Source organism: Filobacillus milosensis (assembly GCF_004402015.1).
GTDB classification, from domain to species: domain Bacteria; phylum Bacillota; class Bacilli; order Bacillales; family Alkalibacillaceae; genus Filobacillus; species Filobacillus milosensis.
The window spans coordinates 126,847-149,477 of record NZ_SOPW01000006.1 but is presented as its reverse complement, the minus strand read 5'-3'; the positions used below and the strand labels follow the sequence as shown (position 1 = coordinate 149,477).

Annotated in this window: 19 protein-coding genes; 11 read left to right on the top strand and 8 right to left on the bottom strand. The window is 35.5% G+C overall.

Annotated elements, in window-relative coordinates; genetic code table 11:
- Positions 1-384 precede the first annotated feature (384 nt).
- The 3 genes from E3U55_RS07585 (at position 385) to E3U55_RS07575 (ending at position 3,042) form a co-directional block, all read left to right on the top strand.
- Positions 385-1,806: an aldehyde dehydrogenase family protein gene (locus E3U55_RS07585; RefSeq protein WP_134339833.1), complete on the top strand. Its 1,422-nt coding sequence runs from the start codon at positions 385-387 to the stop codon at positions 1,804-1,806.
- A 252-nt stretch (positions 1,807-2,058) separates the two neighbouring features.
- A complete protein-coding gene (locus tag E3U55_RS07580; protein WP_134339832.1) occupies positions 2,059-2,811 on the top strand; it encodes an SAM-dependent methyltransferase in 753 nt (250 codons plus the stop codon).
- A gap of 51 nt (positions 2,812-2,862) precedes the next feature.
- Positions 2,863-3,042, top strand: coding sequence for a hypothetical protein (locus tag E3U55_RS07575; RefSeq protein WP_134339831.1), 180 nt, complete (start codon positions 2,863-2,865; stop codon positions 3,040-3,042).
- A 1-nt stretch (position 3,043) separates the two neighbouring features.
- Here E3U55_RS07575 and E3U55_RS07570 read toward each other — a convergent pair whose 3' ends face one another.
- The 5 genes from E3U55_RS07570 to E3U55_RS07550 form a co-directional block, all read right to left on the bottom strand.
- Positions 3,044-4,393, bottom strand: coding sequence for an MATE family efflux transporter (locus E3U55_RS07570; RefSeq protein WP_134339830.1), 1,350 nt, complete (start codon positions 4,391-4,393; stop codon positions 3,044-3,046).
- A 127-nt stretch (positions 4,394-4,520) separates the two neighbouring features.
- Positions 4,521-5,618, bottom strand: coding sequence for a GerAB/ArcD/ProY family transporter (locus E3U55_RS07565; RefSeq protein ID WP_134339829.1), 1,098 nt, complete (start codon positions 5,616-5,618; stop codon positions 4,521-4,523).
- Between the two features lie 242 nt (positions 5,619-5,860).
- Entirely contained in the window at positions 5,861-6,193 is a 333-nt protein-coding gene (locus E3U55_RS17815; RefSeq protein WP_267195384.1) for a Ger(x)C family spore germination C-terminal domain-containing protein, read from the bottom strand.
- Positions 6,190-7,068: a Ger(x)C family spore germination protein gene (locus tag E3U55_RS07555; RefSeq protein WP_134339827.1), complete on the bottom strand. Its 879-nt coding sequence runs from the start codon at positions 7,066-7,068 to the stop codon at positions 6,190-6,192. The genes E3U55_RS17815 and E3U55_RS07555 overlap by 4 nt, the downstream gene beginning before the upstream one ends.
- A gap of 24 nt (positions 7,069-7,092) precedes the next feature.
- On the bottom strand, positions 7,093-8,685 hold the full coding sequence (locus E3U55_RS07550; RefSeq protein ID WP_134339826.1) for a spore germination protein: 1,593 nt from the start codon (positions 8,683-8,685) through the stop codon (positions 7,093-7,095).
- Positions 8,686-8,917: 232 nt separating this feature from the next.
- On the opposite strand from E3U55_RS07550, the gene E3U55_RS07545 reads away from it, so the two are divergent.
- Positions 8,918-9,991 (top strand): undecaprenyldiphospho-muramoylpentapeptide beta-N-acetylglucosaminyltransferase, encoded by a 1,074-nt coding sequence (locus E3U55_RS07545; RefSeq protein ID WP_134339825.1) that lies wholly within the window; start codon positions 8,918-8,920, stop codon positions 9,989-9,991.
- A 45-nt stretch (positions 9,992-10,036) separates the two neighbouring features.
- On the opposite strand, the gene E3U55_RS07540 is transcribed toward E3U55_RS07545, so the two are convergent.
- Genes E3U55_RS07540 through E3U55_RS07530 form a run of 3 tightly spaced genes read right to left on the bottom strand, consistent with a single transcriptional unit; the run spans position 10,037 to position 13,796 of the window.
- Positions 10,037-11,179: a Ger(x)C family spore germination protein gene (locus E3U55_RS07540; protein WP_134339824.1), complete on the bottom strand. Its 1,143-nt coding sequence runs from the start codon at positions 11,177-11,179 to the stop codon at positions 10,037-10,039.
- Positions 11,166-12,275, bottom strand: coding sequence for a GerAB/ArcD/ProY family transporter (locus E3U55_RS07535; protein WP_134339823.1), 1,110 nt, complete (start codon positions 12,273-12,275; stop codon positions 11,166-11,168). The genes E3U55_RS07540 and E3U55_RS07535 overlap by 14 nt, the downstream gene beginning before the upstream one ends.
- Before the next feature lie 12 nt (positions 12,276-12,287).
- Positions 12,288-13,796 carry a spore germination protein gene (locus E3U55_RS07530; RefSeq protein ID WP_134339822.1) on the bottom strand — a complete coding sequence of 503 codons (1,509 nt, stop codon included), beginning with the start codon at positions 13,794-13,796 and terminating at the stop codon, positions 12,288-12,290.
- Between the two features lie 99 nt (positions 13,797-13,895).
- Here E3U55_RS07530 and E3U55_RS07525 point away from each other — a divergent pair, with 99 nt between their 5' ends.
- From E3U55_RS07525 to E3U55_RS07500, 7 genes are all read left to right on the top strand, one after another.
- Positions 13,896-14,924 (top strand): TIGR00341 family protein, encoded by a 1,029-nt coding sequence (locus E3U55_RS07525; protein WP_134339821.1) that lies wholly within the window; start codon positions 13,896-13,898, stop codon positions 14,922-14,924.
- Between the two features lie 761 nt (positions 14,925-15,685).
- On the top strand, positions 15,686-17,428 hold the full coding sequence (locus E3U55_RS07520) for an ABC transporter ATP-binding protein (protein ID WP_134339820.1): 1,743 nt from the start codon (positions 15,686-15,688) through the stop codon (positions 17,426-17,428).
- A 1-nt stretch (position 17,429) separates the two neighbouring features.
- Positions 17,430-19,451, top strand: a complete 2,022-nt coding sequence (locus E3U55_RS07515) for an ABC transporter ATP-binding protein (protein WP_134339819.1) — start codon at positions 17,430-17,432, stop codon at positions 19,449-19,451.
- A 16-nt stretch (positions 19,452-19,467) separates the two neighbouring features.
- A complete protein-coding gene (locus tag E3U55_RS07510; RefSeq protein WP_134339818.1) occupies positions 19,468-20,274 on the top strand; it encodes a S1 family peptidase in 807 nt (268 codons plus the stop codon).
- Between the two features lie 76 nt (positions 20,275-20,350).
- Positions 20,351-21,085 carry an RNA polymerase sigma-I factor gene (sigI, locus tag E3U55_RS07505; RefSeq protein ID WP_134339817.1) on the top strand — a complete coding sequence of 245 codons (735 nt, stop codon included), beginning with the start codon at positions 20,351-20,353 and terminating at the stop codon, positions 21,083-21,085.
- A 2-nt stretch (positions 21,086-21,087) separates the two neighbouring features.
- Entirely contained in the window at positions 21,088-21,195 is a 108-nt protein-coding gene (locus E3U55_RS18030; RefSeq protein ID WP_456071344.1) for an anti-sigma factor domain-containing protein, read from the top strand.
- Positions 21,146-22,552 (top strand): anti-sigma-I factor RsgI family protein, encoded by a 1,407-nt coding sequence (locus E3U55_RS07500; RefSeq protein WP_134339816.1) that lies wholly within the window; start codon positions 21,146-21,148, stop codon positions 22,550-22,552. Before E3U55_RS18030 ends, E3U55_RS07500 begins: the two co-directional genes overlap by 50 nt.
- Positions 22,553-22,631: the final 79 nt, after the last annotated feature.

Below are 22,631 nucleotides of genomic sequence, written 5' to 3'. Positions count from 1 at the left end.
TTAAACGGTTTGATCGTTTTAGATTAAAGGTGTTATTACACCATCAATATAAAAATGTAGCAGTTCGAGTCGCATAAATTAGGAGTGAGCGTTCGCTCACCCCAACATTTGACTTAGAACCTTTTTTATTTTAAAAGTCCGGAAAACGAGCGATAAAGTCCGGAAAATTGTTGTTTTTAAGGTTTTTCGACAACATTCGACCAAGGATAACTCATTTAAAGGTCCGGAAAGCACAAAATCTTGTCCGGAAATTAATACTTTGGATCCCCAAACTTGAATTGTACGTCTAATCTTGAATCATACTCGGCCTCAACAACTCCACATATGTTTAGCCCTTTACAATAAAGGAAATATTGTAACAAAAAGGGTTGAAAGGGTGTTAGTATGAAAAGTTATGGTTTATTAATCAATGGTCAATGGAAAACAACTAATGAAATGATGGATGTCATAGATAAAACTAATCAAGATGTATATGCTAAAGTTTCTAAAGCAGATGAAGGTAAAGTGACAATGGCTGTTGATGCAGCTGAAGCAGCATTTCAATCAGAACCAACTACACCTTATGAACGATATGAAATTTTAATGAAAGTAGCTGACTTGCTAAAAGACCGCAAAGAAAAGTTTGCACAAAATATTACACATGAAGCGGGAAAGCCTATTAAACAAGCTCGCTCTGAAGTGGAACGTGCTGTACATACGATACAGTTATCCGCTGAAGAAGCCAAACGTTTAACAGGAGAAGGTGTGCCTGTTGAAGCAGCTCCCGGTAGTGAGAATCGTATGGCGTTTACGATTCGTGTTCCTGTTGGCGTTGTTGCTGCTATCAGTCCATTCAATTTTCCGCTCAACTTAGTTTTACACAAAATTGCACCAGCCATTGCAGCGGGGAACACAGTTGTACTAAAACCCGCAAGTGCGACTCCTACAACGGCAATAAAGTTAGCAGAACTATTTGAAGAGGCTGGCTTACCAAAAGGTGTGTTAAATGTTGTAACAGGCAAAGGCTCTGAAATTGGTAAATGGTTAACTAATGATGAGCGCATTCAATTATTCACGTTTACAGGAAGTGCTGAAGTAGGGTTGAATATAAAACAAAACACAGGTATGAAGAAACTGGTGTTGGAACTAGGAAACAACTCGCCTGTCATCATTGATCACGAAACTGATATCAAAGAAGCTGCTGCAAACATTGCGGCTAAAAGTTATGCCTATGCTGGGCAAGTGTGTATATCTGTTCAACGTGTTTATGTTGATCAAAAGATTAGAGAAGAATTTGAAAAAGAACTTATTTCAGCCATCGCAGACTTAAATGTGGGTGACCCATTCGATGATGAGACGGATGTCGGTCCAATGATTTCGATAGAAGAAGCAAAGAGAGCTGAGGAATGGGTAAATGAAGCCAAAGAAAAGGGTGCTAAAATTGTTCATGGGGGCACACGTAAAGACAACTTATTTGAACCAACTGTGGTGACCAATGTGACTCAAGAAATGAAGGTTGTTTGTGAAGAAGTTTTTGCACCGATTCTATCTCTAATTCCTTATGAAAACTTAGATGAATGCTTAAAAGAAGTGAATCAATCCAAATACGGCTTGCAAGGTGGTATTTTTACGAACAACATCAATAAAGCGATGAAAGCCGCTCGTAAAATGGAAGTTGGAGGAATAATGATTAACGACGCTTCCCAGTACCGTGTTGATCTCATGCCCTATGGAGGTATGAAAGATAGTGGTTGGGGAAAAGAAGGACCAAAATATAGTATTCAAGAAATGACTGAGGAACGCTTAATTGTGATGAACCTTAAATAAAATGAATGAATCAGCTGTGTATGAATCACAGCTGATTTTTTTATTGAGAAATAATAGTTGGTTATTGGTTAAAATTTATTTGAATTTGAGCAAACAAATCTAGTAAATGAGCAATACCTCAATGCCAATTTGTAATTTTTTGAAAATTAATTTAAAATGAATGCGATTGATGATAGAGGGAGGACAAAATGGGTATCTTAAATTTCTAATTCAAAAGTCTTCTTAACATTAGTAATAAGAGGAGGCTTTCTAATGAATTGGGTAAAAGAATTTTATAATAAGCAATACATTTGGTCGAAAGAAAATGTCGAGGGTGATTTTAAAGAACTCAGAGAAGACCTTGTAGACAAATTAGAAACATATGCAACACCCTCGACTAAAAGAATTTTAGAGCTTGGTAGCGGGTTAGGACAATTTGCTGTGGCTGCAGCCAAGCGGGGATATGGCGTGACGACCATTGAATTAACTGAAGAAGGTGTTAAACACGCCAAAATGCTTGCGGAAAAACATGGCGTAGAAGATCAAGTCTCAATTGTTCATGGTGACTTTTACGAAGTAGAGTTTGATAAACAGTTTGATATCATCTGCTACTGGGACGGTTTTGGTATCGGTTCAGATGCTGATCAACAAAAATTGTTGAAACGTGTTTCAAAGTGGATGAAAAGCGATGCTTTGGCATTAATTGATATATACACACCATGGTATTGGGCAAAAGTCGCTGGAGAATCCATGAGTATGGGTGGATTAGCAAGACAGTATGACTTTGATTCAATAGAATGTAAAATGGTTGATACATGGTGGATTAAGGGCCGGGAAGAGGACAAAGTGACGCAATACTTAAGATGTTACTCTCCTGCGGATTTGAAGTTGCTGATTGGAGAACTAAATCTGGCACTTGATCATGTTGAACCGGGTGGCGCGATGAATTATGATGAACAGAAATATCACGCCAAAGTTCCTTTACATCAAGCCATGTCATATATGGCAGTTTTAAAGAAAAAATAATAAATAAGAGCTTGGGGTCACCCAAGCTCTTAAAAATAAAGGAGGGAAAGGATGTTATCAACTTTCTTGTGGGGAATCTTCCTCGTAATTGGCATTGTGTTAATTGTGTTGTGGGATAAGAAAAGACAAAAGAGGAAGCATAGATCTTACGTTTATTCTGAAGAAAACCAAAAAGAACTAGAAGTTAAGAAGGCGATTGAGAGAGAACGTTCAAGAAGATCACCACGATAAACTAAGTTAATCTCTTTCTTTTAGCCACCCAAACTAATCGAACGCTTAATGCAACCGCCCCGAATCCAAGTCCCGTAATCAGTCCAACCCAATATCCAAATGGACCTAGCTCTGTAAAGTTTGCTGTGATATATCCAGTCGGTAAACCTAGTACCCAAAATGAGACTAAGGCAATAACGGAAGTCACATTTACATCTTTATATCCTCGAAGTGCACCTTGAATAGGCGTTCCGATTCCATCAGACAGTTGAAAGAAAATCGCATAAATTAAGAAATGTTTCATCAGTTCAATCACTTCTGGCTGACTACTATATAATAAAGCCACTTCTCCTCTGAAGATAAAAATGACTACACCTGCTATGGCCGATGTTATAATACCTGAGCTGATACCAATTTTGGCATATGAGATAGCAGCGTCCGCTCGTTTACCTCCAATTTCAAAACCTACTGCAATAGTTAGAGCCATCGCAATAGCTAAAGGCACCATATAGAATAAGGTTGCAAAGTTGATAGCGGCTTGGTGTGCAGCAATCGTATTCGTATCATAAACACTGATTAATAAAGTGATAGCAGCGAAAATGCTAGTCTCGAAAAAGATGGTAATCCCAATAGGCACACCAATTTTTAATTGCTCTTTCCAAGCATTTAGATTTATAGCTTCCCATTTATTAAAAATCTTATAACCTACAAAAGGTGACCTTTTCTGTATAATAAATATGGTGATTATAGCCGAAATAAAATAAGTAATGGCAGAGGCTACACCTGCTCCAATTCCACCCAGCTCCGGTGCACCCAACTTTCCAAAAATGAATACATAGTTAAACAACACATTTATAGGTAAAGCCAGTAATATAATGAGCATGGACATTTTTGTCTGACCAAGCGCATCAATAAAAGATCTTAATAAATTAAAAATAAATAATGGAACCATGCCAATTCCGAGGCTAAGTAAATAATACTTCGCTATGTGCTGGACTTCAGGTTCAAGTGATAAAGCATTCAATATTGGATTTAAGCTGAAAATACCAACAACAAAGATTAGAAATCCAATCGAAGCAGCCAAGTAAATTCCTTGGCGTATGACATGAGTGATTCGATCAGTTTGATTTGCTCCGAGTAATTGAGAGACAATAGGTGGAACGGCCATCAAAATTCCAATTACACCAGTTAGTATTGGAATCCAAAGTGATGAACCAATCGCAACTCCTGCTAAGTCTTCAGAACCTGATTGACCAGCCATTACCGTATCAAAAAAGTTCATTAAATATAAGCCAACTTGAGTAACCAGTATAGGAATTAATATTTTTATAAATAAAGAGAATCTTTCTTTTAAAGTTTGAGTTTCGTACATAAATTTCTCGCTCTCCTATCCAAAATGAACGACTTTGCTAATATGTCATTATACTCGATTTTAACTGAAAAGAATAGAAAAGAAGACGACAAAAAGAGCTCGAGAAACTCGAGCCCATTTACAATGATTAATTAGTTTTTGATGGCTTTTTAATGAAACTTATTATAAGTATGATTAATGGAATAACTAGCCCAAAAGTCATTCCAAAAGAGAGCCAAGTTTTTGTTGCAAATTCAATAAAGTAAGCACTGTTTGGGTAAGCGATAAGAGAATAAATGAATAATATAATCGACATGGGGATGACAAGTATTCGATAGTTTTTTATACTGAAGCCCTTAGCGAACATAATTAATGAGGCATGAAAACATAATACTAATTTAAAAAATAACGTAATTCCCCAGACCGCTGCAACAATGATTTCTACACGTTGCAAGAAGTCAGCGATACTAATTTTTTTGGCTAGTACATATGTCGGGAACATTTTTAAACCAGTTAAGTGTACCCCAAGAATAAGGATAGTGAACAGCGTAATTAAGATTAATATAGAGCACCCAATTAATATGCCAATGAAAAAGCTTCGTTTAATATTCTTAGGTTCATTAACTGTTGAAAAAAAAGTAGTAAGTATAAATAGTTCAAATATCGGAACACCTATCATTGCTAAAGATCCGCCAGTAATCGTTTTAATCCCTTCTCCAAATATAGGTTGTATATTTGTCAATTCAATTTGTGGTACAGATAGTACCATAAGTAAAAATAGTAACAATAAAATAAAAGGAAATGTTATTTCAGCAACCCGCGAATAGGTTTCAATCCCCAGCTTAACCGCATAAACGATTGGAATAAGAAACATGATATGAATGGCTTCTAGAGGTGTTTCAACCATTATTTTCGTATTTAAAAAGTCTCCAAAATTTCGAAGGACTAATGCAGCGAGAGTAAATGAGAAGAAAAAATATAATAGTATGATAAGTTTTCCAAGTTTTTTACCCATGACTTGTTCAATAATTAACGGAAGACTTTTTCCGGAATAACGTTTACCAATCGTAGTATAAACCCATACCAATAATAAACCGATTATCATCGCTAAAATCGCTGATATCCAACCATCTTGTCTTGATTCATTGACAAGGGCAGATGGAATAATGATGATGGAGCTACCGACAGTGAACATGATGACTAAAAGCGTAAATTGTCTTGAGTTGATTTTTTCTTCTTTAATCATTCTCAATAACTCCCTTTATTTAAACAGGTTAAAAATTCCTGTACTGATAGGTCTGAAGAGATATGTGATGGCATCCAAAGGATTAGGCAATTTTACATCTAATCCATAGAGGGTGGTCAGTGTGATGCCTAATGCAAGCAAACTAAAATAAGAAAAAGTTTGAGAGATCTCCTTGTTCTTTAATAATGGCCATTCAATTGAAATGGATAAAATCACTATAAAAATTATAATGCTCGCAAGGATCATTTGTTCTCCACCTCTGCTTTTGGAGACAATATTATTGAACCTGCATTATGAATTTCAGTTTCTACTGTAACCTCTATTGGAATATCAGGGTAAATGTCCATCCACTTTGATTGAATTACTTTCCAATCTTTAGGATTATTTCTGTGATAAGCATCGCCGAAGCCGAATAAGTCTGCTTTAAAAGACTTTTGATCAATCTCAACAGCGGATTTAATTTCTTCCTCAATCGTCTTATTTACATTTTGTTGTAGCTTTTCAATGATCTTAGGGTCATCGGTTTTTTGAGGTATTTCACATTCTGAATCCATCATGTTCCCAACAACTTTCACATGAATTTTCCCTTGGATTTGACCATTTTTTTCTGTGCTGACATTTTTGCTTTTGTTCTAATGACTTCTATACCCATGACACCTTCATTATTTACACAAGGAGTATTCAGTAATGTGCTCTTAATATTACCTACAGCAAAGTTATATCCTCTGCTTTGTTCTTCATTCATCCAACCAATTAGCTTATCTTCTTTAAACGCACCTAAAGTTCCATATTTAAGAGTAACTTCAGGTTTGATATCTTCATATTTTGAGGTGTATCTACCTTCCTCAACCTTTCCTGTAATAAGAACGCCAGTAGTTATTGGATTTTTACCTTTACTCATAAGATCAGTGATGAACTTATCTAAAGGGATTTCACTTGTCGTACCGTAGTGCTCACTTGATGAGGTTAACGCTTCAAACATTTTATCACCTGGTATGACATTTAAGGTGGTTAAAACTGATAAAACGTCATTAGCTGTGTGATCTTTAGCGACAACCAATAAGAAATCAGAGCGAAAATCATGGTCTCTTAAAAGTACATCTAGTATCTCTGAAATCCCTTCTCTTGCAGTTTCTTCTCCAATAACTAAAACTCGAACATGGGAAAAATAGAGTTTTGATTTAGATTCGGTTGTTAGTTTTCTCCAGGCTTGAAAGATTGTTTCACCTGTCTCATCTATAGTTGTTATTACTGTACGTTTACCTGCCACGTTTTTCGAAAGTTCACTAGGGTTAATAATTTGAGTAGTAAACATATATTCTCCATTTATTTTATCGACTCCAATAGCATTAGATATGGAAAGATCATCTAATTCTCTGCTGTTCCAACAGCCGCTCAATATAGGAATGATGATTAAAAATAGAACGATAAACTTGGTGAGTTGTTTCATTATTTTAGTTCTCCTTTACAACTCTTATGAATTCTCTCTGCCATATTTTTTGCGATAGTTATTTTGCCTTTTAGTATTCGTTTGATTAATTAGTCTAGGTCTGGTTGATAATAGTTTTCTTGGGAATCTGAAAACAGCATCTTTTTGGTCTGTAAAGTTAACAGGGCCAAATGGTGACATATATGGAATTCCAAATGACCTTAAACTACACAAATGTAATAACATCAAAAATAGTCCAATCGAAATTCCAAACAAGCCGAATGTAGCAGCTAAGGTCATAAAACCAAATCGTAATATTCTTACGGAAATCGCCATATCATAAGCTGGAAAAACAAAGCTTGAAATAGCAGTAATTGAAACAACAATAACCATCGTTGGAGATACTAAACCAGCCTCAACAGCAGCTTGTCCAAGTACAAGCGCTCCTACAATGGATACCGCTTGACCAATAGCTCTGGGCATACGGATTCCGGCTTCTCTTAAAATTTCAAATGTAACCTCCATAATTAATGCTTCTACATACGCTGGAAAGGGAATACCTTCCCGTTGAGCAGCTAAATCAATTAGAAGAGTGGTAGGAATCATTTCTTGATGAAACGTTGTCACAGCTATATAAAGAGAAGGAACGAGTAAAGCAGAGAAGAAGGCTAAGTAGCGTAACACTCTTATGATTCCGTAGAACGAACGTTCATAATAATCTTCAGGTGATTGGAAAAAGTGAATAAATAAAGCTGGAACAATCAACACAAATGGTGTTCCATCGATGATTATTGCAACTCGCCCTTCTAATAATGCAGCTGAAACGACATCAGGACGTTCACTGTTAATGATCGTCGGGAAAGGAGAACTGTTACTATCCTCAATCATTTCCTCGATGTAGGCACTTTCGAGTATGCCATCTATATCAATCTGATCAATTCTTTTGCGTACCTCATCAAGAACTTTTTTATTAGAAATAGAATCAATATAAACAATTGCAATATCTGTATTCGTATGTTTTCCTATTGTTTTAGATTCAATTCTTATATCAGGATCCTTGATTTTTCTACGAATTAGAGACGTATTTGTTCTGAGATTCTCAGTGAATGCTTCTTTCGGGCCTCTGATGACGTTTTGAGTGGTAGGCTCGGACACATCTCTTTTCTCCCACCCTCTTGTCGAGGCAATAATGGCTGAATCATAGCTTTCTATTAAGACAGCTGTATCACCAGATAATATTGCGCCTAAGGTGTCTTTAAAATTTGTCACATCTTTAACTTCACCTATTGAAGTAGCTTGTTCTTTTAAATAATTAATGCTTTTTTTAGAAACGGAGTTATTTTCTATATCTTGATCTGTCCTGTTAGAGTTAGACATAGATACTTTCAAAATAAAATCTTGTAATGATATGCGATCAGCTAAGCCATCAATATAGACGAGTGCTGCTTTAGTATCTTTATTTATATTAAATCGTCTAACCACTACGTCGTTACTATCACCAAGGTTTGTTTTGATAGCAGAAAGGTTTTTATCCAAAGCCATTGATACTTTTTCTACTTTAGTAGTCTGTTCAATTGAAGGATGAGATTTTTCCTTTGTTCTTTTACTTCTCTTTGACCTGGATCGATAGTAACTCATTTATATGTCTACTCTCCTTCATTCAAAGCCTAGGTATGATTTATTCCTTTGAAAATTTGGTAATGTTTGTTTATTTAGTATCTGTGAATTAAATGATTTTATGCGATGAGTAGAGGGAATGAGGTGATAGAACTGCAAAATAATCTTTGCCTTTCCTATCCAAATCGTACGACTTTTGCTAATATGTCAATATGATTGAATATCTTGAGAATAATAGAAAGGGAGACGGTGCATGAGTAAAAAAACAATCGTCTTTACCGGTGGAGGGACTGCAGGACATGTTGTTGTAAACCTTGCTCTTATGCCTCAATTTATAAAAGAAGGCTATGAGGTACACTACATCGGTTCATATAACGGTATAGAAAAAGAATTAGTTAGTGACATAGATGGTGTCACTTATCATGGAATTACAACAGGTAAATTAAGGCGTTACTTATCAAAAGATAACCTTAAAGACCCTTTTAAAGTACTAAAAGGAATCTTTCAAGCTAGACAACTCTTGAAAAAACTTAAACCTTCTATTGTATTTTCAAAAGGTGGATTTGTTTCTGTTCCAGTTGTAATGGCATCTAAAATGGTAGGCATCCCTTCGATCATTCATGAGTCAGATTTTACGCCAGGGCTAGCAAATAAAATTGCGACTAAGTTCAGTCGACATGTCCTGACGACTTTTCAGGAGACAATTCAGCATTTACCTTCAGATAAAGCGAAACATATAGGAGCGATCATTCGTGAAGAATTGTTTAAAGGGGATAAAGAGCGTGCCTATCAATTTACTGGATTGCAGAAAGATAAGCCTATAATCTTAGTGATGGGTGGCAGTGCAGGAGCACAGAAAATCAATGATGCTGTACGAAATTCACTACCTGTTTTATTAAAAGACTACCAAGTGATTCACTTATGTGGGAAAGGAAAATTAGAAGAATCAAAAGTACAGGATGGCTATGTTCAATACGAATATGTTTCTGATGAATTAAAAGATTTATTTGCTATTACAGATGTGGTCGTATCTCGTGCGGGGTCAAACGCTATATTTGAATTTTTAGCTTTAAACATACCGATGCTACTCATTCCTTTATCGAAGCAATCTAGTCGAGGCGATCAGATTTTGAATGCGAATTCATTTAAAAAGCAAGGCTATGCTGAAGTGCTAGAAGAAGAGGAACTAACTCGTGAGCAATTAATTTCTAAAATCAATATATTGTATAAGAATCGAGATGTATTGAAAAATCGTATGAATTCATATCAATCAGAAGAAGTAAAGAGTCAGGTCGTTAAGCTCATTAAACAATCAGAGCGAAAGTAAAAAAAAGCTCAAAAGAGTGTGGAATTCTTTTGAGCTTTTTATAATTTATTCTACGATACCGTAGCTTCTTATTCTTGATTTAACATCAATTTCAACCTGAATATCTTTATACATATCACGCCATTGCTCTTCAGTAATTTTTTTTCCGTGTTTTGTAGCAACATAAGTTTTACCGAAACCAAAAAAATCAGCGTTAAGCTCTTTAGATTTTTGAATTAGAGCTTGTAAATTCTCCACCACCTCATTATTAATTTCTTTTTCAATAGCCTCTAACGCTTTTTTATTAGATAAATCAATACGTTCTGACAACTCCACAATGCGTCCTTCGATATCAAGTTTCACCCGAAACTGTAACCCTTCTGGATTACTCAATTCAACATCTGCTCTATTATTGATTTGATCAAGGACGACATATACCACATCAGTAGTAACTTTCTCGTATTCTTCTAGGTAGTTTTGAAGCACTTTTAAAGGTAACTTCATCTCTACTTGTCCAGAATTGAATTTATCTGAGATAAGTCTGACATAGAATGTTTCTTCAAGACTTATTTCTCCAACATGTTTATCATTTTGAAAAACTGCTAATCCGGAAATTTGTGCTTTATCCTGATAATTATTAATAATTGGGACTAGTGGGTCATGTCCGACCTCGAAGAATTTGCGAGTAAACTCATGAAGAGTGTTACTAATTAAACGTTCATCTCTGACTGCTGTATCAATTAAACGTTGAATATAAGTTCCAATATTAGGGGATTGTTCATAATTTGAAGCGGTTAACACTTCTTCAGTTGGTTGAGTTGACATTGCAACGAAAACCATATCAGATATAGAAGCATCGCGTTCTAACGTATCTAGATATGGAAAAATTCCTTCTTTAGATAATTCAGGTCCAAATAATACCGTTCTTAGCTGACCGGAGACAATTTTATATCCAGATTTTTTGTTAGCGTTATTTCTTAGTTCACGAAACGTATGCCCTTCACTCGTGATAATTTGTGATGCATCTGTAATATCAGGGTTAAATTGAAATAACACGGTAGTAGCTCGTAGCGTGTTTTCTTTTTCAGCTTTATCGAATCCATATATGGTAACGATTCCTAATTCCTCTAAAATGTTAGATTCCAAACAACCTGTTAAGAAAAACAGGCAAGAGATAGAAACTAACATAAGTTGTTTAATTTTTTGCATTTTTTTTCTTCCCTTTCATTCGATGTTTTATGGCAAATGGAAGAAGTATAAAAGGAAACGCCCAGCCTAATACTAGACCAATTTGACCAGTATAATCTGTGAATTTATTAATCAACTCTCGGTCGTCAAATATTGCGATAAATCCTAATGAAAATATGACTAGACCAACTAAGCAATGCTTTTGTTTCCATCCATGAGCACGTTTACACGTAAAAGAAAACATCCATGCAAGCAAAATTAAATTAGGTAGAATTACAATAATCCAAAGAGCGACTGCTAAAATATCAAATCGCTCAAACATAGGGAAAGAAATCACTTTGAACATGGTTAATAGTGGCCATACTTTTTGTTCTAATTGTTTGGGACTAAAATAACCAATGGCAACCATAGTAATAAATAAGTACATTACAACTGTAATTAATATCGAAAATTGACTATATTTAGCGACATTTTTCTTGTCATAAATAAAAGGATAGATAACCCATAAAAGTTCAAACCCAAGAAATGTATAGGAAGAAATCAACACTCCTTTTAATACATCTTTCCAAGGTGTAGAAAAAATAGGAAGATAATTCCTCACTTCAATTAATGAAATGGGTTTACTTAATAAACCAACCATCCAAATACTTGATAAAAAGAAAACAATACTTGCACCTACTGCCACTCTTATCCCACCATATACTGCATACCAAACCAAAATTAATAGTAGAAGCCCTATAAACCAAGAAGCCATTTTTGGAAAGATAAATACTTGTACAAATTCAACGTAGTTGATAATTACACTTAAAAATAAAACTAGAAAATATACTACAAAAATCATACTAAAAAATTTCCCTATGATATTTCCAAATGCAGTACAAAGAATCCCAGCCAGATCTTGGTTTTTATAAGTATTTAATATGAATACCATACAAGCAATAACCAAACTTAGGATCAATCCCGTTATAATAATAGAAATCCAACTGTCCTGTTTGGCATCCATAAAAACTAAACGAGGGTACCCAGCTATACCGACTCCGACTTGTACAGTATGAATGGCAATAATTAAATAAGCTGCTTTTATTTGGTTATCTTTTGGTACAGAAAGACTTTTCATAATTACTTGCCTCTATTCTTCTATGTCTTTCTTTTTAGTATTTGGAGGTTCATTAAATCTTTTAGTCTTTTTAGCCATGTTAGAATATGCTCTATAATTACTTTTTAGAAAAGGTATACGTACAATCGAATTATCTAAATCCTTTGGTCTAAATGGGTAAATTGGTGCGAAATAAGGACGTTTAAGTGACTTTTGTTTTAGAACATGAATGATAAGAAAAGAGAAACTAAAGAAAATTCCTAAAAAGCCCCATAAACCCGCCATAATAATCAACGGAAAGCGTAAGATACGAATTGCTGAGCCCATTAAATAACTTGGAACTGTAAAAGATGCTAAGGCACTTAATGCAACGATGATAATTAGAATATTACTTGTAAAACCGGCTTGAACAATTGCTTGTCCGATTACAATACCACCAACGATACCCATTGTCTGACCAACTTTTGTTGGCAGTCTGGCTCCAGCCTCACGAATAAGCTCGATTAAAAACTCTAGGATAAGAGCTTCGAGTAGAGGTGGAAACGGTACTCGAGATCTTGAATGTCCTAATGACACAAGGAGTGCAGTAGGAACAATCTCATAATGAAAGGTTAATGCAGCTACATATAATGGTGTTAATGTAACTGATAAGAACATGGCTACTAAACGCATTAATCGAATAAAGGATCCCATGTTCCACCTTGTATATAAATCCTCGGTTGACTCAAAAAAACTAAAGAAGTTAATTGGTGCAATAACTGCACTTGGACTTTTATCTACTAAAACACTAAGTTTTCCTTCTTTCAGCTCGTAACATAATCGATCTGGCAGTTCTGTGACATACATTTGAGGAAAAATAGAATAAGAATTATCTTCTATATATTGCGTTAACACCGAACTCTCTAATACATCATCAGTTTCTAGGTTTTTTAACCTTTTCCTCATTTCATTAACATTTTCTTCATTGGCTAAATCTTTTAGATAAACTAAACGAACTTCTGTAGGAATCTCATTACCAATAATAAATTTTTCTGAAGTAAGAGATGAGTTATCCATTCGCCAATGAATGATATTCATGTTGCTTCTTAAGGACTCTGTAAAAGCAATCTTTGGTCCGAAAACTAAAGACTCGGTCTCAGCTTTTGAAGGAGTACGTTCAAGGATATTTGGAAAACCGTATGTAATACAATCTGAATCACCCTCAACGTAAATACACACTGATCCCCTTAAAATATCTTTACCAATTTCCTCACATTCAGTTCTGAATTTTGCGTTATTAATCGGAATTTCATTATCCAGTAGTTTAGTGTCCCATTGAATATTTTCAGACTGAATTTTATCTAGTACAAATTTATAAATTTGATCCTTCTCCACCATGTAGTGAATGAAGAATACACCAATGCGCTGGCCATTTTGTTCAATCGTCTTTTTAGAAAAGTCAGGAGTTGAATTAAAAAAGCCATCTTTTAAATCTTTTTCTAGTTGTTCAAGTGTGCATGGAAAATAGCTGCTTTTGGATGTCTTTTTTGCTTTTCTTTTCATAATAATCTCCTCAAAAATATTTAGTCATAGTATGTGATTGTTAATTGAAAATATGTAAATACTAACGTTTAAACAAATTGTTTTAGTGGGTGAAACACTATGGGTTTACAATTAGTCGAAGTATACGTTCCAAAGAACAATTATCATTTTGTCGTTGAAAAACTACGAAGTTTTTCCCGTGAAGGAACGTGGAAGGAAGAAGAGTCTCAAGATGAGCGGATATTAATTAGGATGATTATATCTTCGGACTATGTTGAAGATGTACTGAATTACTTGGAAACAGTTTCTCGATCATCAGAAGGTTTTGAAACGATACTATTTCCTGTTCATACTTATTTTTCACACCAATCGATAGAAAAAGAAGAAGAGAAAGATGAGAAAAAGGAAGAGGAACAGAAAGAGCAGGATGAAGATAAACAGAAATTTTTACGTGCAAGTCGCCAGGAGCTTAAGCATACAATTGAAGAGAAAAGCAAGTTAACGTTAAATTACACATTGCTTGTCATATTCTCAGCTATTGTTGCAACAGCTGGATTTATGAAGGATGATACAGCGGTTGTCATAGGGGCGATGGCGATTGCCCCTTTAATTGGTCCTGCTATATCTATGGGCTTTGCGACAGTATTAGGCGATTTATCCCATTTGGGCAAAGCGGCTTTTACTCTGTTCCTGGGCGTATTTATTATTGTCGGGATTTCAGCATTTTTTGGTTATTTTGTTTTTAATATAACAGAATCCTCTCAGTACAATTCACGTACAGAAGTGACTTTAGCAGATTTTTTTCTTGCGTTGGCAGCAGGAGCAGCAGGAGCAATGTCTATATTGAACAGGTTATCGAGTAACCTTGTTGGGGTAATGGTGGCTGTTGCCCTACTACCACCAGTCATTACATTTGGAATGTCAATTGGTCAGGGCTTATGGGATGACACATTTGGTTCATCACTATTAGTCATGACAAACATAACATGTATTGTTTTAAGTGCCGTTATAATTTTCTTTATTAGCGGAGTCAGACCAGTTAAGTGGAAAGATGAGTCGATGATTAGCGCTTCAAGGCTTGTATCTATATTTTTCATTTCCCTTATTGCTTTAATTATTTTTGTTATCATTTCATTAGGCTTTTATTGATTTTTTAATTTAATTTAATTAATTTTGAAAATAGTGTTGCTTTTTAAAAAATTAGAGTATATAATCTTTTAAGTAATTAGAAAATATAGGTAAAGGAGGTCACGAAAGATGAAAAACTTAAAATTAGTACGACAAGCAAAGCAACAATTAATCATGAATAATTTAAATCTCGTGGCCGTACCGAAAGTTACCTGTAGAGACTTATATTTATAATGTCTTAGTATCTTTAAATTTATTGTTAAACAGGTATAGTATCGCCACGATTATATTAATGATCGTGGCGTTTTTTATGTTATTAAGCACATTTGGCCCCGGTCAAATGTGCTTTTTATATATAAATTCTATGTTCTGTTGAAGTCCGTTGTTGTTATGGTGAATCGCTTCCGGTGGACGCTTTCCGCGGGCACGGCTCGAGCCAGGCTACTACATTGAAATAGCTTCATTGCTGCCTTGCGCCGAGTAATCGCAGGCGCATCAAAGCGGGGTCTCGAGACTCGTGCTGCTCCCGCAGGAGTCGCCACCTTCGCTCATCACCATACAACAACTCAGTGCTATTTCTAAAAAGCACTTAATGTTCATTAACTTTTCAACAGAGCCAAGACTAAAAAAGGAGTTGGAGTATTATGTTTAAGATTTCATTCGAATATTTCAAAAATGGAATCCGCAAAAAAGTAAACATCGAATTTCATTTATTTGATGAGAGGGATCGGCTAGATGACGGTTAGCTTATTCCACAAAGACAACGAGAAGGGGGAATTTAAATGATTAGCGTTTTTAGAAAATTATCATGGTATTTTAAAGAGCAATGGGTGCGATACACCCTGGCCATCACAGCATTAATTATTGTAAATATTTTAGTAGTTATTCCACCGACCATTTTAGGTAAAGTGATTGACGCCATTCAGGCGAATACTTTAACGGCAGAAAAATTTACAAACTATTTAGCCCTGTTCATTGGACTAATTATTGCAAGTTATCTGATCTCTTTCTTTTGGGATTACACCCTTTTTGGAAGAGCGATTCTTTTAGAAAGAAAAATGCGATCAAAACTGATGGATCATTTTATGAAAATGACCCCGTCATTTTTTGGGCGTTACCGTACAGGTGACTTAATGGCTAGAGCGACAAATGACTTAAAAGCCATCATGATGACGGCAGGATTTGGGATTTTAACGCTAGTTGATTCAACGGTATTCATGACTTTCATTGTTGGCATTATGTTCGTGACAATCGATTGGAAGTTGACACTAGCTGCTTTAATTCCTTTACCAGTTATGGCGTTCATCATGCAGAAATATGGCCGTGCAATCCACGAACGGTTCATGAAGGCTCAGTCATCATTCAGTGAATTGAACAACGATACCCTTGAGTCGATTCAAGGTGTAAGGGTTATCCGTGCATTTGTTCAGGAGAAACAAGATGAAAAGCGTTTCGCTAATAAAACGGAGGAAGTTTTTCAGAAAAATATTGATGTTGCTAAATTGGATGCATTATTTGAACCTACGATTAAAGTACTCGTCGGCTTGGCGTATACGATAGGTTTAGGTTATGGATCATACCTCGTCATTCGAGGAGATATTACAATTGGTAAATTGGTTACTTTTAACGTTTATCTAGGGATGTTAATTTGGCCGATGTTTGCGGTTGGTGAACTAATCAATGTCATGCAGCGTGGGAATGCCTCACTTGATCGTATTGATGAAATTTTGTCTCATCAACCCGATGTAAAGAATCCAAAAACACCGAAACAACTTGAATTACCTTCGAAGGTTCAATTTGACCAATTGTCATTCAAATATCCCGTTGTAGATCTATACGATTTAAAAGAAATTAACCTTGAAGTTACAAGAGGTGAAACAATTGGTGTAGTGGGAATGACCGGTGCAGGAAAGACCACTTTGTTTAGGCAGTTATTACGTGAATACGCACCTGCTGACCAGGGTCAATTGTTGATCGATGGAATCCCAATTCAAGATCTTACATTAGAACAAACGAGAAGCTGGATTGGGCATGTTCCACAGGATCATATCCTATTTTCTAAAACAGTAAGAGAGAATATATTATTTGGAAATATAGATGCTCAAGATGAAGAAATCTATAGAATTCTAGAAACAGCATCGTTAAAGGAAGACATCGATAATTTGCCTAATGGACTCGATACGCTTGTTGGAGAAAGTGGTGTGACCTTATCGGGAGGTCAAAAGCAGCGTGTATCATTGGCAAGAGCTTTAATTAAAAATCCTGAAATATTAATTCTGGATGATTCTTTATCTGCAGTAGATGGAAAGACAGAATCCAAGATTATTGAACACTTGAAGCGAGAACGTTCAAATAAAACAACTTTCATTGCCGCGCATCGTTTATCAGCTGTTAAACATGCTGACCAAATCATTGTATTAGAAGATGGTCAGATTGTGGAACACGGTACACATGAAGAATTAATGAGACGACGTGGCTGGTATTACAGTCAATACATGATCCAACAGATGGAAGGAGGGGAATAATATGAAGAAAAAATCAACAGAAAAGCGGTTATTTCAGTACGCTTGGATATTTAAGAAAACGATATTTATTGGTTTATTATGTTTAATGGTATCAGTGGCTTTAGAGTTATCTGGACCATTTATTGCGAAACAATTAATAGACCAGCATATTGTTGGTGTGGCTAATCATTATGTGGTTACAGATGACTCGGAAGGCATTAATTTTGAAGGTCAGAATTATGAGCGAATAGATCGAACTGATCATCCTTCGAATGAAAAAGTTACTCTTTACCAAAATGGTTTGTCCTTTTATTTAATTGAAAGTGAAGTGCCACTTAATGCTTCTTTAGAAAATGAGTCTGGTAATAATCTGACCTTGCAATATCAAGAAGAAACCTATGAGGTCACTGGTGAGAAATTATCGGTAAGCGAGGTCTATGTTTTCTTTGAAGATGAAGTCAGCTCAATTATGTGGTTATTAGGTTTATATATGGGGCTAATCTTAATCGCTTCATTCTTCCTATATTACAAAACGTATTTATTACAATTTGCTTCAAATCGCATCATTCAACGTATGCGACGAGATGTGTTCGGACACATTCAAAGCTTGCCGATTAAATATTTTGTTGATCAGCCTGCAGGTAAAATCGTTGCCAGAGTGACGAATGATACTGAAGCGATTCGTGAGTTGTATGTTAAGGTTTTAGAGGTATTTGCATCAGGAGCAATCTATTTATTAGGTATATTCATTGCCTTATTTATTCTGGATCCGAAATTAGCAGCCATCTGTTTAGTGTTACTTCCAATTATGTTTATTTGGATGAGAACCTATAAAAGAGTCGGTGGTAAATATAATAAGGTCATTCGAGAAACCAACAGTAATATTAATGCAAATATTAATGAATCAATTCAAGGTATGTCGATTATTCAAGCCTATGATCAGACTGATCGGATGACGAATGAGTTTGAAGAATTAAATGAGAAGCACCGTGATTACCAAACGAGAATGAATACATTTACGGCATGGACTTCATTTAACTTAGTAGATGTATTTAGAAATGTAGGTCTTGTGATTTTTATTTTATACTTTGGTGGAGCTGCTTTAGATGGCACGACATTAGCTTCAGCAGGTTTACTTTACGCACTAGTTGATTTACTTACTCGTTTGTTCCAACCTGTTGATGAGATAGTTAGTCAATTGGCTCAGTTGGAGCAATCGCGAGTGTCTGGTAGTCGTGTGTTCGAACTCATGGATGAACTCGGAGAAGAAGTGAATCATGAAGCAACTAAGCGCTATCATGGTGAAGTTATGTTTGATGATGTCTCGTTTGCTTATGAGAATGACGATTATGTATTAAATCATATTAATTTTAAAGTTAATCCTGGTGAGACTGCTGCTTTCGTTGGTCATACCGGGTCTGGAAAGAGTACAATCATGAATCTATTGTTCCGCTTTTATGACCCTTCACATGGACGCATTTTAATTGACGGAGTGAACACTAAAAGTGCTTCAAAACAGCAGGTCAGACAGCATATCGGTATTGTTCTTCAAGATCCATTTATTTTTACAGGAACAATTATTTCGAATATCACGATGAACGACCCTGCAATAAGTTGTGAACAAGCGATTAAAGCTCTTAAAGCAGTAGGAGCGGATAAGTTTATTGAAAAGCTGCCAAATCAATATGATGAGCCGGTTAAGGAAAAAGGAAATGAGTTCTCAACTGGTCAAAGGCAGTTATTATCCTTTGCTCGTGCATTAGCTTTTGACCCGGCAATTCTAATCTTAGATGAAGCAACAGCTAATATTGATACAGAAACTGAAGGCATGATTCAAGAAGCTTTACAAGTATTAAAACAAGGGCGAACTACTCTTGTCATTGCACACCGTTTATCAACAATTCAACAAGCTGATCAAATTTTCGTCTTAAAACATGGTAAAATGATAGAAAAGGGCACCCACGAAAGTCTCTTGAAAGACCGTGGAGAATATTTTAAGATGTATGAAATGCAGCTTGGTCGTAACAAAGTTAATGTCTCTTGAGTTGAGGGTGAAGAAAATGACGGATGAGAAGCGTCCTGATGTAATTGATGAAGATTTGTACGAAGATATAGATGAAGAAGAAATGTATGAGATTTTGCAGGAAAAGAAACAAGAAATAAGAGAAAAAAAACAAACAAGTGAGTATAAGCCAAAACGCCCGTTTCCTAAATGGGTATTTTGGCTTATTGCCTTGTTTATGCTTATAAACATTTGGGCTGCTCTTCCAAACTTATTTTCATTAGCAGCGATTGATTTTGTTAAAACATCTGCTCAACTTATGCTCAATGATGATGTGAAGGAATATAAAAAGTCAGTTGTATTAGTTGATACTGGTGGAGGTAAAGGTACAGGTTTTTCATTTTCTGAAGAAGGTCACATTTTAACCAATTATCATGTCATTGATGACCGTGAAAGACTATGGATTTATTTTGATGGAGAAGGTCCATATTCTGCTGAGGTTGAACATACATATCCTGATATTGATTTAGCTGTTCTTGATGTTGAGGGAGATGGCTTTCCTCATTTAGAATTAGCTGAGAAAACTAGTTTTGAAGAGAATGAACATTTTTATTTTATAGGAAACCCATTACGCTTTAGCGGCATTGCGAATGAAGGGAAAGTTATTGGCTGGACGTCATCATCCTCTATTGAAGGTGACGTATTAATGCTGAAAGCGCCTGTTTATAGTGGGAATAGTGGAAGTCCTGTTATTAATCATGATGGAAAGATTATTGGAGTTGTCTATGCCACACGTCGAACAGATGAAAACGGAAAAGTTGGCTTAGCTATACCAATTGATGCTTTTTATGAACGGAGTAAATAATTATTATTTTTATATTGCAACACCCATAAACGCCATTTCGGAAACGAAAAATATAGTATGTTGGGGGTGATGAGGGGTGTTAAAACGTCCAAAGATAGAAGACGTATCCCTCGAGGATCACGTATTGGCCGTCCAATCAGGGGATGAAGAAACCCGTCATCATCTGTTGTCAGATTATCAACCTTTTATTGCCACTTGTGTCTCAAAGGTTTGTAAAAGGTACATTGATCCGGAAAGAGATGATGAATATAGTATTGGATTACTAGCATTTAATGAAGCTATTGAGGCTTACTCAAAGGACAAGGGCAGTTCGTTTTTGTCATTTGCGAGATTAGTGATTACACGAAAAGTCATAGATTATATTCGAACAGAGAGTAAAGAGATTTCCTTTGTATCCCTGGACCATACAGAGGAAGATGAAGAAGGTAATCAAACATCTCATTGGCAGCTCACTAACGTTGCAAAAGAAAAACATCGGGAAGACGAATTAGCTTGGTATAGACAAGTTGAGATTGAGGAATACAATCAAAAACTTAAAGAATTTAAATTATCTTTTACTGAATTAGCGAACGTCTCACCTAAACACCAAGATGCTAAGAAGTCGTCACAACAAGTGGCGCACCAGATTTTTAAACATAAAGAGATTAAAGACTACGTTTTAACTAAAAAAAGGTTGCCAATTAAAAAGATTGTTCCATTAGTGGATGTGAGCAAAAAGACCATTGAACGTAATCGAAAATATATTCTTGCTATTTTTATATTATTAAATGAAGATTTTATCTATCTAAAAGACTACATAAAGGAGGTGTAATCGTGAGAAAAGGAATTATAGTTGAACATAAAAAAAGACATACACTCATGATGACCTCAGATGGCTCTTTTTACAAAACGCGTATCTATTGGGGAAGAGACATCTTTTGAACCGTTGACGAGCACTGGCATTTCATTTGACGGATTATTCCAATGGATTAATTCATTCACACAACTTAAACCTATAGCTGCTGCACTTATCGCAATTCTTTTATTTATTCCATATTATTCGTGGCTGGGAGAAGATGACGTTCACGCTTATGTGAACATTGACATAAACCCTAGTGTAGAATTATCCGTAAATGATGAGTATGAAGTTATTGGTGTTGAAGGACTAAATGAAGATGGACGTTCATTAGTTCAACAATTATCTAATTGGGAACACCAATCGATTCAAAAGGTTTCAGCAAAAATATTAAATTTAAGCGATCAATTGGGTTACTTAAATGAAAATCACCAGATTTTATTGGGCATAAGTTTCGTTGATCAATTAAGTCATGGCGATGACAACCTAGTTCTTCAAGAAGTATCTAAGCAAATGGAAACTAACTTTAAATCGGTTAGTGTGGCTTCATTTGAAGTTCCTAAAGATGTTAGAGAAAAAGCCAAGAAAGAAAAGGCTTCAATGAATTTAATGTATGCTTCAGAAATACTTGAAAAGCGTGAAGCACAACAAGATAATGTAGAGTCTCAATCAAATGAGGAACAAACTGATGATGAGCAACAAGTTGAAAAACATGAGAACAGTAAAGATAGTTCACAGCCTTCAACCAATAAAACTGAACATCAATCTGTTTCTAAAGAAGAAGATAAAAATATCGAAGTCATTGAAAGATTCCTTCAAAATACTAATAAAGAACAATTGCCACCAGGTCTCAAGAAGAAGTTAGAGAAATTCCAAGAGAAACAGGATTGGAAGGACTTTGATAAAAAAGAATTTAGAAAAAATAAAGATTCAGATGACGAAGAAGACAATCGCTCTCATAACGAAAAAGGTGAGAAAGATGAAGACGATCATAGAAGTAACAAAGGTAAATCAAAAGACGAGGATCACCCTTCTCATAAAGGAGAGGATCATCCTTCAAATAAGGAAAAAAGCGATAAAAAGAAAGAACAACAAAAGGATAATGACAACAATGATGATGAAGGATGGACACCACCTGGCTTAAAAGACAAAGAAAAACATAATGATCGAGATGATGATAATCGCGACCAAAATGGAGTATGGGATTTTTTTGATCAGGATGACCGAGATGATGAAAAGGAAGAAAGAGGTAAGGGTCACAAAAAAGATCGTGACGATGAAGGGTGGACGCCACCTGGATTAGATAAAAAGGACAAGCGTGACGATCGAAAAAACGATCAAGATGATGATCGAGATGATCGCGATTGGGATGATGATCGAGACGACGACCGACACGACAACGACCGTGATGACGAAGACGATGATGACCGAGATGATGATTAATTATTGATTTTAGCTTATTTAATACACAGTATAAAGGTTACGGGTTGATGAGCCCGTGGCCTTTTTTTATGTTTCATAA

Coding starts and splice junctions, on each gene's coding strand:
- E3U55_RS07530 (WP_134339822.1), bottom strand. CDS start 13,796: ATGAAAAGAAAAGCAAAAAAGACATCCAAAAGCAGCTATTTTCCATGC.
- E3U55_RS07500 (WP_134339816.1), top strand. CDS start 21,146: ATGGCTCTTTTTACAAAACGCGTATCTATTGGGGAAGAGACATCTTTT.
- E3U55_RS07580 (WP_134339832.1), top strand. CDS start 2,059: ATGAATTGGGTAAAAGAATTTTATAATAAGCAATACATTTGGTCGAAA.
- E3U55_RS07535 (WP_134339823.1), bottom strand. CDS start 12,275: ATGAAAAGTCTTTCTGTACCAAAAGATAACCAAATAAAAGCAGCTTAT.
- E3U55_RS07585 (WP_134339833.1), top strand. CDS start 385: ATGAAAAGTTATGGTTTATTAATCAATGGTCAATGGAAAACAACTAAT.
- E3U55_RS07540 (WP_134339824.1), bottom strand. CDS start 11,179: ATGCAAAAAATTAAACAACTTATGTTAGTTTCTATCTCTTGCCTGTTT.
- E3U55_RS07570 (WP_134339830.1), bottom strand. CDS start 4,393: ATGTACGAAACTCAAACTTTAAAAGAAAGATTCTCTTTATTTATAAAA.
- E3U55_RS07555 (WP_134339827.1), bottom strand. CDS start 7,068: ATGAAACAACTCACCAAGTTTATCGTTCTATTTTTAATCATCATTCCT.
- E3U55_RS07575 (WP_134339831.1), top strand. CDS start 2,863: ATGTTATCAACTTTCTTGTGGGGAATCTTCCTCGTAATTGGCATTGTG.
- E3U55_RS07515 (WP_134339819.1), top strand. CDS start 17,430: ATGAAGAAAAAATCAACAGAAAAGCGGTTATTTCAGTACGCTTGGATA.
- E3U55_RS07550 (WP_134339826.1), bottom strand. CDS start 8,685: ATGAGTTACTATCGATCCAGGTCAAAGAGAAGTAAAAGAACAAAGGAA.
- E3U55_RS07520 (WP_134339820.1), top strand. CDS start 15,686: ATGATTAGCGTTTTTAGAAAATTATCATGGTATTTTAAAGAGCAATGG.
- E3U55_RS07510 (WP_134339818.1), top strand. CDS start 19,468: ATGACGGATGAGAAGCGTCCTGATGTAATTGATGAAGATTTGTACGAA.
- E3U55_RS07525 (WP_134339821.1), top strand. CDS start 13,896: ATGGGTTTACAATTAGTCGAAGTATACGTTCCAAAGAACAATTATCAT.
- E3U55_RS07565 (WP_134339829.1), bottom strand. CDS start 5,618: ATGATTAAAGAAGAAAAAATCAACTCAAGACAATTTACGCTTTTAGTC.
- E3U55_RS07545 (WP_134339825.1), top strand. CDS start 8,918: ATGAGTAAAAAAACAATCGTCTTTACCGGTGGAGGGACTGCAGGACAT.